This is a genomic window from Neobacillus sp. S1227 (genome assembly GCF_055385255.1).
In genome coordinates, this window is sequence record NZ_AP038276.1 from 2,698,144 (window position 1) to 2,712,734 (window position 14,591).

Here is a 14,591-nt window from a genome sequence, read left to right on the forward strand (position 1 = left end):
AGCTCCTCTCTGTTAATTACTCACCTTTTACCTATTAAACCGTATAAAACAACATCGGCGATTTCGTAATCGATATGATCGAGTGGTAATTTTTCTGAGATGATTTCTTCCTGGAGTTTTTCAAAGTTGAGAATGGACCAAATAGCGCTAGTGATTCCTAATTCAAATAGAAGGATTTGGACTGGGGTGAGATTTCCGTTGGATATCTTTTGCAACAGCTGTTCCATGCTTTTGTCCTGAATATAAATTTGCTCCATAAACATCCTTGCAAGCTCTGGATGGTTGGGCGATTCCCTGAAAAGGATATTGAAGCTGTCCAGATTGCTCCGGATTACTTCTATCCTTGCTTTGATGACGTCTCTGACCAGATCAGGATTATGATCAGAATTCATCTTGGGGGGTACAAAAACAGACGGAGTTATGCAAGCAAGGAAAATATCTTTTTTGCTCTTAAAATGCTTATATAGAGCAGCTTCCGAAACTTCAACACGTCTGGAAATTTCGGCGGTCGTTGCACCGTTGTAACCTCTTTCGGCAAAGAGCTTGCGTGCCTCCTGGATTATTTTCTTTTTGGTACCCGATTGCGATCCCAAATTCTTCACCCTTTCTTTCGGTTAGTGAATACTTACTTACCATTATATATTTTCGGAACATTCCGTCATGGGATAATATCCCTATTTTTTAAATAATCCAAATGGCTTGAATTTTCTACCTCTTTCACCAAAAATAAAATTTTACTTATCATAATTTATTTTTTTTTATCATAACCTGTTTCCTGCTGTTATTTCGTGTAGAAATATTTCAATATACGAAATAAAAGGCTTGTCTTATACTCAGAATGGTTGAATATTAGTCGTAATATTCCCAAAATTCTAATGTCTAGGGGTGGTTTCATGAAAAAAAGAAAAAAAGGATTCGCAGCCGTTTTATCTACAACTCTCTCTCTATCTGTACTTAGCTCCGTCGCATTTGCAGACCAGCCTTCACCATCTGATTCATCCACTTCATTGAATATTAAACCGCCAGAGTTTTTTGTTCCTAATGGGCAGAATAAGAAAAACTTTTATGTTGATAAGGAGCAACTAAATTCGATTAAACCAGTGGCGGGATTTGAGGATGCGAAAATTTTCAAAGGCATACATAATGGTGCCGGGTATTGGATTGAAGTGCCGAAAAACTGGAACGGGAAGCTTGTGTTATATGCGCATGGGTATCGGGGAACGGGGCCAGCTTTGACGGTAAGTGCACCTTCTATTCGTGCAGAACTACTTCAAGAAGGATATGCTTGGGCGGCATCAAGCTATAGTACGAATGGTTATGATGTTGAATCCGGTGTAAAGGACACCCACGCGTTGAATGGTTTGTTTAGGAATTTAGTCGGTAATCCTACAAGTACTTACATCATGGGTCACTCGATGGGTGGGCATGTAACAGGGGTTTATGCTGAGCAGTACGGCGATGTCGATGGCGCCTTGCCAATGTGCGGGGTTTTGGGAGACTCGGAGTTGTTTGATTTCTTTACTGATTATGGGCTTGTGGCACAATCATTGGCAGGAAAATCAAAAGCTGAACAACAGTTTGTGGCAGATGATAATTACTTTAATGTCACGGTTCCACAACTAAGAACAATATTAGGGGAAGGATTAGTAAAGGACCCATCAGGATCATATGTATTTAAAAATTTAACCGAAAAAGGTTTTAAATTAGAAAAAGTAACCGAGAACCTATCCGGCGGAGATCGCCCATTGTTTGAAGTTGCTTATGAGCATATGTTTGACGATTTTCTACTTCAACGTATGCCAACAAACCTTGCTTATGGAGAAGCCACAGGTAATGTTATCAACAATACGGACTCTGTTTATCAACTTGACAGTGATCCTAATTTAACACCTGAAGAAAAGGCTCTGAATGAAAGTGTAATTAGGATTTCAAATGATCCAAGTGGACGTCATAATAATGGTTTAGCTGCGATTCCTAAGGTTACAGGCGACTTAAAGGTTCCTACTGTTTCCTTGCATACACTTGGTGACCTTTATGTGCCTTTCTCTATGGAGCAGATATACGCGAAGAGGGCTGCAGAAAAAGGCAAGGAGGAATTGCTGGTATCCCGCGCGATTCGTGGTATTGGACACTGTGAATTTACAAACGAAGAACAAATTAATGCATTTGATGCTTTGGTTAATTGGACGGAAAAGGGTCAAAAACCAGATGGTGATGATATCCTGAATCCTACCGCGGTAGCAGATCCATACTTTGGCAGCAAGTTTACTACCGTTAGACGTTCTTATGATTTAACACCATGGGACACTGCAAAATAATTATTTAGAAAGCAGAGAGCATCTGTTCTTTGCTTTCTTTCATTTCCTCCTAAATTACTTTGCACGAACTCCCTATTCATAAACCAGCCAACCAGTCCCATTGATTTAATTTGAAACAATCTATAATTTTTTTCTTCAATGGATCAAACTTTTAACTCTTCAACTTTGTAGGCTGGTTTACGTTTCACTCCAATTGGCACCAGTCTATTTATTTCTTTGGAAATGGCTTACATTTACAAATTGCAACATAATTCGTGTTGTGTAATAAGAATTTTCTGGACTTATGACCTACAAGATATTACCATCCACTCCTTCCTCCTAATCTGTTAAACTTTTAATGTCATATTTTTATAGGAGGAGGTTAGCGATGAATAAACGAAAAATCCTCCTTGCATTGGTAATCTTATTTACCTTTATTGGAGGAATTGCAGCTGGATTGTTCTTTTCCGCAAATCATCATGATTCAAAAGTAGTAAAAATAGATCAATCACCCAAATCTTCTTTAAAACCACAAGAAAAAGCAGTTCCTGAAGTGGAAAAAGCGCACTCAAAAGTTCTCATTGGATATGTACAAGATTTTCGTGACCCAAATACGGTCGAATATGACAAGTTGTCCCATGTAATTTTCTCATTTGTTCATCCGACCAAGGATGGCGGGATTTTGCTTAACGGCGATACAGCACTTGGAAACTTGCGGGGAATGGTCACAAATGCGAAAAAACATAATACGAAGGCGATTTTAGCCATTGGTGGATGGTATCACATTAGAGGCGGGGAATCGTATGAATATTTCAAAACGGCCATTTCTAATCCGGACTCGCGGACAAAACTAGTAAATGAGCTTACTGGATTTGCGGATAGAGAAAATTTGGATGGGATCGACATCGATTTTGAACACCCTCGTTCTGCAGAAGATGCTCAATATCTGTCCGAGTTTGCGAAAGAATTAAGCGAACAGCTTCACCCTAAAAACAAAGAGCTTTCAATTGCAGTTTATTCTATGATTCATACAGTAACGTTATCTGAAATTGGCTTTATTAAATATGAGCCTGAAATGTTTCAATACGTGGACCACGTTAACATCATGGCCTATGACGGACAATGGGATGACGGCTACCATGCTGCTAACTTATCCCCATATCCATTTACTGAAAAAATCGTAAGCTATTGGACAGGGCTTTTTGATAAATATAATATTTCCAAAGAGAAATTGGTTTTAGGAGTTCCTCTTTATGCACAGCCTGAGGATCCAAAAATCAAGCAGGTTTCGTTCGGAGCAATTTTAAATCAAAATCCTGCCAATGCTGGAGCTGATACAGTCCAAATGAACGGAACAACCTACTATTATAATGGTGAAGAGACAATGAAGAAGAAAACGAGATTGGCCCTTGAACATGGCATGGGTGGAATGATGATGTGGGAGACCGGTCTTGATGCCCAAGGACCGGAAAGCATCACTAACACAATCTCAGAAGTCTTAAAGGAATCCGAAAAGGACCCGATAAAATATTACACTGTAAAATAAAAGGAAAAACGGCCTGACCCTGCTGCATTGCTGCTTTTGAGCACCGGGGGCGGGCCACTTTTATTTTATAATCAAAAGTATTTCTATCCTATCGTTACATTGGGGCAAAGCCCCTATTTATGAGCTCGAATGCTTGAATAAATTATCGGTTCGGTAGCAGAGGGGCTTTATATGAGCTCGAATGCTTGAAAAAATCATCATTTCGGTAGCATAGAGCCATTTAAATGCAACCTAATCTATGAGCACTCCCGGGTTTAGAATATATCCAGGGTCCAGTGTGCGTTTCACGGATTTTAATGCAGAGGCAAACAGGTCCGGCCGCTGTTTGTCATACCAAGGCCGGTGATCACGGCCGACTGCGTGATGATGGGTAATTGTGCCGCCGAGACTGATGATGGCCTCAGACACAGCTGCTTTGATTTCGTCCCACTGCTCCAGTTCACCGCCAGGCTTCCCGAGAGCCTTAACGGTGTAATATGGTGCCGGTCCGTCAGGGTACACATGTGTGATTCGGCATGTAACCCATCCGTTATGGCCGGAAATCTCTCTAACTGCCTTTTGCGCGGCCTCCATTACGCCGGTATGAAATGCCTCAAAACGGTCCCATGTTATCGCTGTTTCGAAAGTTTCCACGATAATCCCTAAGCCGACAAGGACATCCCTTAGATACGGCGCCTGGATAAAGGCATTTCGCCAAGTACCTACGTCTCCTTCCTTGCCAACGGAAGAATCCCTTCTAGTTTTTATAACATCCTGTCCATGTACTCCCCCAAATTCCTTACAGCATTCCAAGGCCCTAATCATCCAAACGTCCAGAAGATGATCATGCGACTCAAAGCCTAGCATAAGTACAGCAGATTGTCCGTCCCCCGCCCCAGAGTCATGCGCCTCTCCTGCATCAAGCAAACGGCAATTGGAAGGATATAAGCCAGATTGGCTTAGGACCCGGACGGCTTTCACTCCAGATTGGAAATCCGGGAAACGTACTGATGCCGCGGTTCGATAAACAGGACGGTCCTGCAGTCTGACCCACACCTCTGTGATGATTCCAAGGGTACCTTCGGAGCCAATAAACATCCTGTCAGGGCTTGGTCCTGCACCAGAACCGGGAAGCCTTCTTGTTTCAATCACGCCTTTTGGAGTGATGACACGGAGCGATTGTACCAGATCATCGATATGTGTGTGCAGGGTGGCAAAATGGCCCCCTGCACGGGTAGCAATCCAACCTCCCAACGTGGAAAATTCAAACGACTGTGGGAAGAAGCGAAGAGTTAATTCCTGCTCCTTTAATTGCTTCTCTATAGCCGGTCCGCGAATTCCCGCCTGCATACGTGCAGCCCGCGAAATTTTGTCAACCTCAAGGACTTGATTAAAATTCCTTAAATCAATCGATACTGAACCCGAATATCGGTCATTGATTTCAGGTTCTACCCCTCCTACAACACTTGTTCCACCGCCATAAATAATGGCGGCAGCCTGTATTTCGTTACACCAGTCTAGAATATTAATAAGTTCATTTTCCGTTCGGGGAAATGCTGCAATATCTGGGGCATTCGTAAAATCACGGCGAAAAGCCCTCACGACATCCCGGTAGGATTTTCCATAAGTGTGCGATAAGCGCTCGTGGGTATCATTCGTACAAAGATGCTGAAGAGATTGTGGGATGCTTATGCGAGGCTGCATTAGAGATATTTCGTTGATAGCTGGCGGCGGCGTCTTCTTCCATTCACTTACTCCAAACCGCTTTGCCATTGCTGCTTCCACTTGATTCTGAACCTGAGGGGACAGGCCATCTTCATAGCCCCATCCCCAAAATTTCATTTTACGAGGTGTCACTCTTAAATTCCCCCTCATGATTAAATACTTTCGTATAAATGAAGCTCCAGTTCCTGTCTGATATCATTAGGAATTGGTTCGGATTTCTGCGTTTGGAGGTTAAAATTTACATATACTGCAGTACCAATCGTGCATAACCTGCCCTCTTGATGAATTTCCTCGTATAGCTCCAAACTGGAATTACCGATTTTCTTCACCCACGTTTTTACCTCTACGTCTTTTCCAAAATAAATTTGTGCGACGTACTCGACATTTATTTTTAAAATAATCATCTTCCAATCATGAAATGTATGATCCGGGTTAAATAATTTAAAAAGCTTATTTCGGCCTGCCTCCAGCCAAATTGGGATCGTCGTATTATTGATATGGCCGACACCGTCCGTTTCAGAAACCCTTGGTTCGATCACGGTCAAATACATGAAAAAACCACCTTTACTTTAAGCCGTTAAAAGCCATATGATAAATTTGATAGATTTCATCTTTGCCAAGAGGTTTTGGGCTTCGGGCCAGAAGCCTTTTTTGTTTGATTGCATCTTCAGTTAAGCTTGTAAGACTGGATTCTGGTATGCCATATTCTTTTAGTGTCGTTGGAAGCCCGACGCTTTCAACCAGTTTATAAAATAACGTTAAAATTTCCTCTTCAGACCGTTCTTCAATGTGATCGGTTAATATGTTGCATACTCGATTCAGTTTGTTACGGCAGCTTGGAGAAATCATTTTCATGACATACGGAAGTAACACAGCGTTGGACTCACCGTGTGGTAACTTAAATTGGCTTCCGAGCGGATAGGCAAGTGCATGAACACCGGCGACACCTGCGTTGAAAAAGGCCAGTCCAGCAAGATAACTGCCATAGCTCATCGCAGTTCTTGCTTCCCGGTCATCCCCATTCTCAACTGCATTCCTTAATGATCCGCCGATTATTTCGACAGCTTTAATGGCAAGTGCATCTGTTGCCTCGTTTGCATTAACAGAAAGAAAGGCTTCAACAGCATGTGTTAAGGCATCAATTCCGGTAGCCGCAGTTATTCTTTTTGGAACAGATAGGGTTAATTGGGGATCGACTATGGCAATATCAGCTAGTAAAAAATCGTGAGTGACAACATCCTTTGTCCCTACTAGCGAAACAACGGCAATATCGGTTACCTCACTGCCAGTTCCAGAAGTTGTAGGGATTAATATTTTCATGACGCCCCTAGTTTTTAGCTTCCGCGTACCAGAGAGATTAAGGTAATCTGCAGTATTCCCCTCATTTTGCGATATGACGGCAGCGATTTTTGCCAAGTCCAATGCACTGCCGCCGCCTAAACCGATAACACAATCGAACCCGCCTTCGCGAGCATACGCCGCCAATCTTTCAGCACAAGCGAGTGATGGTTCTGGCTCAACATCAGTATAAAGGCTGACATCATATTGTTCATTTAAAGGAGATAAGTATTGATGGACCAATCCAATTTTAACAAGGGTTTGGTCGGTAACTACTAGAATACGGCTAGGTTTCATTTCCTCCAGTTCTTCATAAAGCTTTGCAATGGATCCCCAGCCGGTATATGATCTTTTGGGGAATCTTAAGGTTGAAATCATTATGTTGTCCCTCCTTTTAAAATTTTCAGTACCTATTAAACTATTTCAACAAGGAATGCAATATCCCTGCTGATTTTCACATAATAAATAGCCCGGCAGACACCAGGCCATTTTTATTGAAATCAAAACTTATTTAAATTTTGTTATGACATTAAACCCATATGTTTTAAAATTTGTCATATCATTGAGGACGTCATTCACTTGGTCTAGAGCAATCTCCCTTGATACGAGGGAACGTGGATTTAATTTGCCTTGGGCAATCAATGACAATAATCCATCGTACTCCGACCGTGGATTCCCAAGGCTTCCAACGATTTCTAATTCCATCGCCGTAATTGCATCTATCGGCAGACCGGCAATTCCTTGTTCATTATGGGTTGTTAAGCCAATTTGGACATGGCGGCCACCCTTTCGCAGGCAAAGGACAGAATTAAGGATTGTTTCCTGAATTCCCAGCGCTTCAATAGATGCATGGGCACCGCCCCTGGTGATTTCCTTTACAGCTGCCACCACATTCTCATCTCGGGCATTAACCGTAGCAACCGCGCCTTCTTTACGGGCCATTTCCAGCTTGGCATCATCCACATCTACCGCAATGACTTGGGCGCCAATCGCATTTCCAACCTGAACGGATGACAACCCTACACCGCCTGCCCCGTGGACCACCAGGAAATTTCCTGGCTTCAAGTTGGCACGCACCACACCATGGAAGCCCGTCATGTAGCGGCAGCCAATCGCAGCAGCTGTAACTGTATCAACTTCATCCGGGAGTGGGACCAAATTGAAATCACCATTCGGAACCTTTACATATTCCGCATAGGCACCATCATGGGCGAATCCAAAAATTTGCAGGTTATCACAGCGGTTAGAATGCCCGCCTAAGCAGCTTGGGCAGTGTGAACAGCCTTCATGAAAGGGTGCCGTCACGCGGTCGCCCGGCCTGAAGTTTTTTACTTCTTTTCCGACGGCTTCGACAACTCCCCCAAATTCATGGCCTGGTATAATCGGCAGCACTGGACTCAGGCCGAGCCATGCCCAGTCTCCCATCCACGCATGCCAGTCACTGCGGCACACACCGCTTGCTTCTACCTTGACAATCACATCATGTGGACCGGGTGATGGATCAACGACATTTCCAATTCTTAATGGCTGTTTTTGCTCAATAATTTGTGCAGCTCTCAAATAAATTCCCTCCCAAACTTTTTACCATTCATTTCCTGAGTATTTACCTTAGAGGATATTCCTTGTCCTATTGAAAAAAGAACAAACTATTGGAGATTTATTACTTTTTTAACGGTGTTTTAAGAATTTTTCCAGTTGTTGTTTTCGGAAGTTCTTTCATAAAATAAATTTTTCTAGGAATCTTGTAATGAGCCAGCTGCTGTTTACAGAAACTAGTGATCTCGTCTGGTGTGATTTCCGATTTCGTCACAACGTAAGCGGCTACTTCTTCTCCAAAAATAGGGTCTGATTCGCCAACTACTGCGCACTCTACTATATTTGGGTGAGTATACAGTATCTCTTCTATTTCACGCGGATAGACATTATAGCCGCCGCGGATGATCATGTCCTTTTTTCGGTCGACAATATAAAGGTATCCCCGCTCATCCCTCCTGCCAAGGTCTCCGGTATAGACCCAGCCGTCTTTTATTGTCTCGTTCGTTGCTTCTTCCTTTTTATAATAGCCTTTCATGCCATTAGGCCCTTTAAAAATAATTTCCCCTACTTCGCCAACAGGGACTTCCCTGCCATTAGGGTCGACTATTTGCAGTTCGATACCAGGAACGGGTACTCCGACGGACCCAGCGACCTTTTCAATATCGCTAGGGAAACAGCTAATCATGACCGTGCTTTCGGTCTGGCCATATCCTTCGCCGATTTGAACACCCATTTCCTCCTCCACTTTTTCTAGAATTTCAACAGGGAGGCTGGCACCGCCTGAACCTGCAAGTCTTAGGCTGGAAAAATCTAATTCTTTTATTTTTGGTGAATGGATAAACATCGTGTACATGGTAGGAACACCGAGGAAAATAGAAATTTGGTTGTCTGCAAGCTTCTGTAGGATAAGATCTGGAATAAAGCGTTCTTCTAAGTAGATCGTAGCTCCTCTTAACACGCAGATAAGCAGGCCCTGCAGCTTTGCATACGCATGAAATAATGGGAGAACGACAAGAACCCGGTCTTCCTTCGTCAGCTCCAAAAGCCCAGCACTCGTTTCTGACATCCAGCCCAGATTTCCGTGTGTAATCAATGCCCCTTTCGGCTTGCCGGTAGTCCCTGAAGTATAGATAATTTGGGCATTATCATATTGATTTTTTGGTTCTATGAAGAAATCTGTTGTTTCACCGTAGACCTCTTCCCACGAGACATAGGTTTCTGTTTTGGTTAATGTGATGATAGTTTTTACCGACGAGAGAGACTTGTGAGCCTTTTGCACTTCCCCAAAGCCAACTTCATCAACAATTAGGGCAACTGCATCGGAATCATTTAGAATATAGGTTATTTCATTTTCTTTGAAGGTAGGATTAAGAGGGATCACAGTGGCGCCAATTGCCAGCAAGGAAAAATAGGCAATTACATACTCCGGCTTATTGGCCATCATCAAACCAACATGAGAACCGTTTGTAATTCCATATTTTCGCAGTCCTGCTGCTTTTTCCTTTACCCAATCAGATAACTCCCGATAGGTAATTTTCTCATTCCGAAATACAATAGCAGCATGATTGGGCATTTCCTTTGCTGTTTGAAACAAAACTTCACTAATATTCAACAATGAACCCCTCCCTATTCTATTGTTCAGAAAAATAGGCATATAGAAAAAAGTGTATGCGTTTACATATTAATCTATGAAAAAGAAAAGTGTCAAGAAATATGGTAATTTTTTCATATCGCTTGACACCTCCTTATAGTTTATATCTAATTAAAAATCAGGACATTACGTTCTTGTAGGAAATTTAGCGCAAACTCAAGGTCTTGTTTGTGTAGGTTAAAGGTTGATTGCATCATGTTGAACCATTCGTCCTTATCTGCGAAGTCCTGGACTTGGATATGCTGGTCCGATTTGATGATTAGTCTCGAATTCATGACTGCATAGCTTACTCGTTCCTTAAAGATGGTGGCCACGATCCTGCGCATAAATGGGTTTTCCTCCTCATCCCGATGAGAATGGATGATATCTTCTATGAAACTCTCAAGCTGTACGGGATACCATTCTATCGTTTTCTTGACAAAGCTTTGCTCGCCAGTTCTCCTATCAAGCAGATATTCATACTTGTTTTCTTTTTTTATAATAATTTCTTCACCGCAGCGAACCAAATAAGGCTCCTTCTCAATAAATAGCGGTTCAAACAACGGGGCCATGTACCCGACATCTGTATAATAGGATTTACCCTCGATCGTCACCATCAATGCTAAATGGTTATTCCCGCCTCTAGCACGGACATATTTTGTCTCAAATCCCAGAGATAGTAGCAGCTCTCCGAAATGAATATTTAAAATATAACAGTTTCCTCCCAAGCCTCGTTTAAGAAAATTATCCAAGAACTCTTCCTTAGATGGAATAAACTCATTTCTTTTCTTAGTGGAGAAATAATAATATTTACTGCATACTTCAAATGGAATGCGATGCAAATGAGCCTCTACTAAGCGCTGCAAAAATTGATAGCTTGGTCCAGCTGCCTCAACGTTTAATATTGATAAATACTTTTTTGTCCATTGATCCATTTTTCGCCTCTCCTTATACCGGTTTTAAGACCATCAGAGCAATAATCACCAATACAATCACACAGGAGGTAATATGGTAGTTTCGCACTTTTGATAAAAGGTCTAAACTTATTGGATTTGTTTCGGATTCGCCTTGTTCGGTTAATTTGGTGAGAGTCAAGGCAAGTTTTTTAGCTGCAGGAGTAAGAAATCCAATGATGACCACTTCTGCTAATATAAATAAGATGAGCGCGGCCACAATCCATATCGTAAAAAACGTGCCGTAATCTCCAAGCCATACCAATATTATCCCGGTTAGCAATGTTAACCCACCAAATATTTTTGGAAGGATCTCTAACCTTGTCACCAGGTCCGCCATCCATTTTACTTCCTCCAGTGATTTTTCCTTCCTTAAAATCAAAGGAAAGGCATAAGCTGGGCCAAGCCCGACAACTGCCGATACAACATGTAATAAAACAATCCATTCCATAAAAAAACACCACCTATTCATAAGTCTTGAACTTATTATAAGTGGTTAGCCAAATGAAAAATATCGGTTAAAATACGTAATTTTAAGCGGAGGTGTCTGTTAGACCATTTTCATGAACATACTTTGTCAAGGCAGCACGGGAGCTTATCTCTAATTTTTGATAAATCCTCTCCAAATGGGTGGTGACCGTCCTCTTACTAATGAACAAAGTTTGAGCGATTTGGTCATTCGAAAGTCCTTTTGCGACCTGTATCGCAACCTGGGTTTCCCTTGGACTTAAAGGAATCTTCACTACAGAAGTATATTTTGAAACCATTAGAAGAACATGTTCAAGCTCCTGTACAATAACATTCAAGCGCTCGTTTATGTCAGTAACTCCACTAGTTTTTTTAATTAATTTTTCCAATCCTTTCGAAAAGATCTCTAAGACCTCTTCATCAAAAATACGAAATTTTTCCGGTTCATTACTTTGACTGCCGATGACAGCTTTTTTGACTGTCCCGTCATCACCTATAAGCGGAATAGCAACATAATGTTGATGGATGTTACGATAGTCTTGGCTAGTAAAATTTTCTTGACCAGCCTGAAGACGAAGAAAGGTGGTAGCCGCATATTGAAACTGTGATCGGATATTTAAAATCCGTAGTGGCTTTTTTTGTTGAAGAGACAACTGCACGACCCGTTTCAGAACTGTAGCTGCAAATTCCTCATCCAATCCGCGCATTGTAACAAGAAGTAGTTCATCAGAATTTTCATCCACTATCCATACTCCCAAGGAATCCCAGCCTAATTTTTTCTCTAATTGTTCAAGTAAGGGATTAAATAAATCGGTATTTGAAATCAAATGACTATTTTCTTCGTCGCAACTATGGACTGACAGTACCCGGAATACCTCAGCACTTTTTAAAGTGATGGGATTGCCAGATTCCAGCATCATTGAGAGAACCTCAAACTGCTTCTTCATTTCCAAAAAAATTTCCCCATCGGAATTCGAACCCTCGTATTCCACTTCGAGCTCCCAGGTCGTAAATGTATTAGTGTCCATGGTCCGAATAAAGGCATATGGATTGTCGTACAAATTTTGAATGCTTTTGTTTAACATATGGTTAGCGATAGCCACATGATGAGAATCAACAAACCACACTCTAGCAATATTTGTGATATTGGGAGCTCCCTCTTGATTGCTCGTGATAATGGTTGCAGGTACTACCCCCATTAAGGCAGGATACATTTCCTCAGGAATCATGGGTGTCCACTCCTTTTAAATACCTTCTCCCTGCATATGGGCCGGGTGTTTGAACAAAAACTTCTTCTGGATAATACGTAATGGAGTCACAAAGTGATGCAGACAAGGGAAATTTGGCATACATTTTTGGAAAGAGCTTAAGGCTGCCATTCCGATAGCTTGATAATAGTTCATTATCCTCTTCTACCCCCAATTTTGATTCTATAAATCTCCCTTTTATTTGATAGGATTCATTCGTAAAACCATCCGTAAATAAGCACGAAATTTTTCCAGAACCTGAATGAATAAAAGATAGAACCTTCTTTGCTTGTGATTTAAGTATGAAAATTTTAAGTTGGTCCTTCCCTTCATTTGTTTGCACACCAAACCCCCGAACGGAATAGGAACGCCCTTCAGAATTGGCGACAGCGAAATGTATATAAAGTGGTTCTGTTTTTCGCAAAAAATGGACAACCGAATCGTCTAAAATCATAAATTCCTCCAAATCAAACATCCTAAGAACACCAATTTGGCTCCAACAATATTTTCTTTATTCTAATGAAAAATTCCTGCCCGATAATAAATAGAAAAAGAACCAAATTGGGGTTTTTTAGAAAAAATACCAATTTGGTTCTTCTTTATTTTGTAAACTTCACTTTTAGTTGAACAATTTCAGACTGAGTACCAATTCTTAAGGGCGTTCCCCAGAAACCATATCCGGACGTGACTATCGAATGTAGCTGTCCTTTTTTTAGATAGCCCCAATCATTTTCATAAATCTTATTTGTTATCAAATTAGCCGGAAACAATTGTCCACGGTGAGTATGTCCGGACACCATCAGGTCTACTCCGTTATTTTCGGCAACATCCAAATCATACGGCTGGTGGTCAAGGAGAATAACTGGTTTTGATAAATCCACCTTTTTCATTAAATAGGAAAGCTTCATCCTAAGCACATCCTGATAACCGCGGTCTTTCCTGCCAACCAAGGTAATTCCGTTATCTAATACAATTACTTCATCTGCCATTAACCTCATACCACTGTTATTAAAAATTTTAATCAGGTCAATCCCAGGGTCCTCCCGGTCATGATTCCCCATAGACGTATAAACCGGTGCCTTTATCTTTTTTAAAATATCCGGAATACCTTTATCGAGAAAAGGATCCACATCATCATCAATAATATCCCCTGGAAACAGCACAAGGTCAGGTTTCAAAGCATTGATGTGCTTAACGAGATTTTTTGCATGGTTTGCCCCCGACATCTCACTAAAATGCATGTCGGATGCCATGACAATGTTAAGATTTTTTACCCCTTCCATATGCTTTGGAATGTCGATTTCATAGGTTCTTACGACAGGAGTAAAGGCATTGTATAAGCCTAATGCAAATAATCCGGTAATTATCAATACTGTGGTAAAACCGGACCATCTTACAACCTTTTCTTTTTGAAAACGGGTAAACCGTGTTAAAAATACAAAAAGATTTACAAATGGAAGCAGGAGAACTGAATAATAAAAAATACCCAGCCAAATTCCGCCAAGCCAAGTAAATACAGCACTATCATCTAAAAAACGAGCATACACAAAGGTATAGGCAACAAAAATAAGGACCAGCCAGTAGAAAAACAATAAACGTTTTTTTCCAACAATAAATGTTTTCAGCCACTTCCAGCCATTCCATCCGATATAGAACAAAAGTAAATTATAGATGACTAATACTCCTGTAAAAAAAACCACACACGATTCCCCTTTAATACGAACATACTAATTCTATTAGACCTTATTTAGGATAAATTGACAACTATTAGGGTGACGGACACAATTTTGGCATAAATGTTGGTATGTGTAGAAAATATCATCAGGTATTTTGAAGGAGATTGTCGAAATATATAGAAAGATAGTAATTGAG

Annotated in this window: 13 protein-coding genes; 2 read left to right on the forward strand and 11 right to left on the reverse strand. The window is 41.2% G+C overall.

What is annotated here, in order from left to right:
* Positions 1 to 20: 20 nt before the first annotated feature.
* Positions 21 to 602 (reverse strand): TetR/AcrR family transcriptional regulator, encoded by a 582-nt coding sequence (locus ACZ5AE_RS13685; protein WP_464573153.1) that lies wholly within the window; start codon positions 600 to 602, stop codon positions 21 to 23.
* Positions 603 to 893: 291 nt separating this feature from the next.
* Between ACZ5AE_RS13685 and ACZ5AE_RS13690 the strand changes: the two genes are divergently transcribed.
* A complete protein-coding gene (locus ACZ5AE_RS13690) occupies positions 894 to 2,318 on the forward strand; it encodes an alpha/beta fold hydrolase (RefSeq protein WP_464573155.1) in 1,425 nt (474 codons plus the stop codon).
* A 367-nt stretch (positions 2,319 to 2,685) separates the two neighbouring features.
* Positions 2,686 to 3,843 carry a glycosyl hydrolase family 18 protein gene (locus ACZ5AE_RS13695; RefSeq protein ID WP_464573157.1) on the forward strand — a complete coding sequence of 386 codons (1,158 nt, stop codon included), beginning with the start codon at positions 2,686 to 2,688 and terminating at the stop codon, positions 3,841 to 3,843.
* Positions 3,844 to 4,074: 231 nt separating this feature from the next.
* Here ACZ5AE_RS13695 and ACZ5AE_RS13700 read toward each other — a convergent pair whose 3' ends face one another.
* The 10 genes from ACZ5AE_RS13700 to ACZ5AE_RS13745 all read right to left on the reverse strand — a co-directional run bounded on the left by ACZ5AE_RS13700 (position 4,075) and on the right by ACZ5AE_RS13745 (position 14,419).
* Positions 4,075 to 5,679, reverse strand: coding sequence for an FAD-binding oxidoreductase (locus ACZ5AE_RS13700; protein ID WP_464573159.1), 1,605 nt, complete (start codon positions 5,677 to 5,679; stop codon positions 4,075 to 4,077).
* Between the two features lie 20 nt (positions 5,680 to 5,699).
* Positions 5,700 to 6,098 (reverse strand): acyl-CoA thioesterase, encoded by a 399-nt coding sequence (locus ACZ5AE_RS13705; RefSeq protein ID WP_464573161.1) that lies wholly within the window; start codon positions 6,096 to 6,098, stop codon positions 5,700 to 5,702.
* A gap of 13 nt (positions 6,099 to 6,111) precedes the next feature.
* Positions 6,112 to 7,266 carry an iron-containing alcohol dehydrogenase gene (locus ACZ5AE_RS13710; RefSeq protein WP_464573625.1) on the reverse strand — a complete coding sequence of 385 codons (1,155 nt, stop codon included), beginning with the start codon at positions 7,264 to 7,266 and terminating at the stop codon, positions 6,112 to 6,114.
* A gap of 126 nt (positions 7,267 to 7,392) precedes the next feature.
* Positions 7,393 to 8,445: a zinc-dependent alcohol dehydrogenase family protein gene (locus tag ACZ5AE_RS13715; RefSeq protein ID WP_464573163.1), complete on the reverse strand. Its 1,053-nt coding sequence runs from the start codon at positions 8,443 to 8,445 to the stop codon at positions 7,393 to 7,395.
* A 100-nt stretch (positions 8,446 to 8,545) separates the two neighbouring features.
* Positions 8,546 to 10,033 carry a class I adenylate-forming enzyme family protein gene (locus ACZ5AE_RS13720; protein ID WP_464573165.1) on the reverse strand — a complete coding sequence of 496 codons (1,488 nt, stop codon included), beginning with the start codon at positions 10,031 to 10,033 and terminating at the stop codon, positions 8,546 to 8,548.
* A gap of 146 nt (positions 10,034 to 10,179) precedes the next feature.
* Positions 10,180 to 10,986: an arylamine N-acetyltransferase gene (locus ACZ5AE_RS13725; RefSeq protein WP_464573167.1), complete on the reverse strand. Its 807-nt coding sequence runs from the start codon at positions 10,984 to 10,986 to the stop codon at positions 10,180 to 10,182.
* A gap of 13 nt (positions 10,987 to 10,999) precedes the next feature.
* Positions 11,000 to 11,455, reverse strand: coding sequence for a DUF2269 family protein (locus ACZ5AE_RS13730; protein WP_464573169.1), 456 nt, complete (start codon positions 11,453 to 11,455; stop codon positions 11,000 to 11,002).
* Positions 11,456 to 11,537: 82 nt separating this feature from the next.
* Positions 11,538 to 12,701: a LuxR C-terminal-related transcriptional regulator gene (locus ACZ5AE_RS13735; RefSeq protein WP_464573171.1), complete on the reverse strand. Its 1,164-nt coding sequence runs from the start codon at positions 12,699 to 12,701 to the stop codon at positions 11,538 to 11,540.
* Positions 12,691 to 13,194, reverse strand: coding sequence for a hypothetical protein (locus ACZ5AE_RS13740; RefSeq protein WP_464573173.1), 504 nt, complete (start codon positions 13,192 to 13,194; stop codon positions 12,691 to 12,693). Before ACZ5AE_RS13740 ends, ACZ5AE_RS13735 begins: the two co-directional genes overlap by 11 nt.
* Positions 13,195 to 13,318: 124 nt before the next feature.
* Positions 13,319 to 14,419, reverse strand: a complete 1,101-nt coding sequence (locus ACZ5AE_RS13745) for a metallophosphoesterase (RefSeq protein WP_464573175.1) — start codon at positions 14,417 to 14,419, stop codon at positions 13,319 to 13,321.
* Positions 14,420 to 14,591 lie beyond the last annotated feature (172 nt).

Excerpts from the sequence above, each read along its gene's own strand:
- ACZ5AE_RS13690 (WP_464573155.1), top strand. The coding sequence starts at position 894 with ATGAAAAAAAGAAAAAAAGGATTCGCAGCCGTTTTATCTACAACTCTC.
- ACZ5AE_RS13695 (WP_464573157.1), top strand. The coding sequence starts at position 2,686 with ATGAATAAACGAAAAATCCTCCTTGCATTGGTAATCTTATTTACCTTT.
- ACZ5AE_RS13705 (WP_464573161.1), bottom strand. The coding sequence starts at position 6,098 with ATGTATTTGACCGTGATCGAACCAAGGGTTTCTGAAACGGACGGTGTC.
- ACZ5AE_RS13725 (WP_464573167.1), bottom strand. The coding sequence starts at position 10,986 with ATGGATCAATGGACAAAAAAGTATTTATCAATATTAAACGTTGAGGCA.
- ACZ5AE_RS13730 (WP_464573169.1), bottom strand. The coding sequence starts at position 11,455 with ATGGAATGGATTGTTTTATTACATGTTGTATCGGCAGTTGTCGGGCTT.
- ACZ5AE_RS13735 (WP_464573171.1), bottom strand. The coding sequence starts at position 12,701 with ATGATTCCTGAGGAAATGTATCCTGCCTTAATGGGGGTAGTACCTGCA.
- ACZ5AE_RS13740 (WP_464573173.1), bottom strand. The coding sequence starts at position 13,194 with ATGTTTGATTTGGAGGAATTTATGATTTTAGACGATTCGGTTGTCCAT.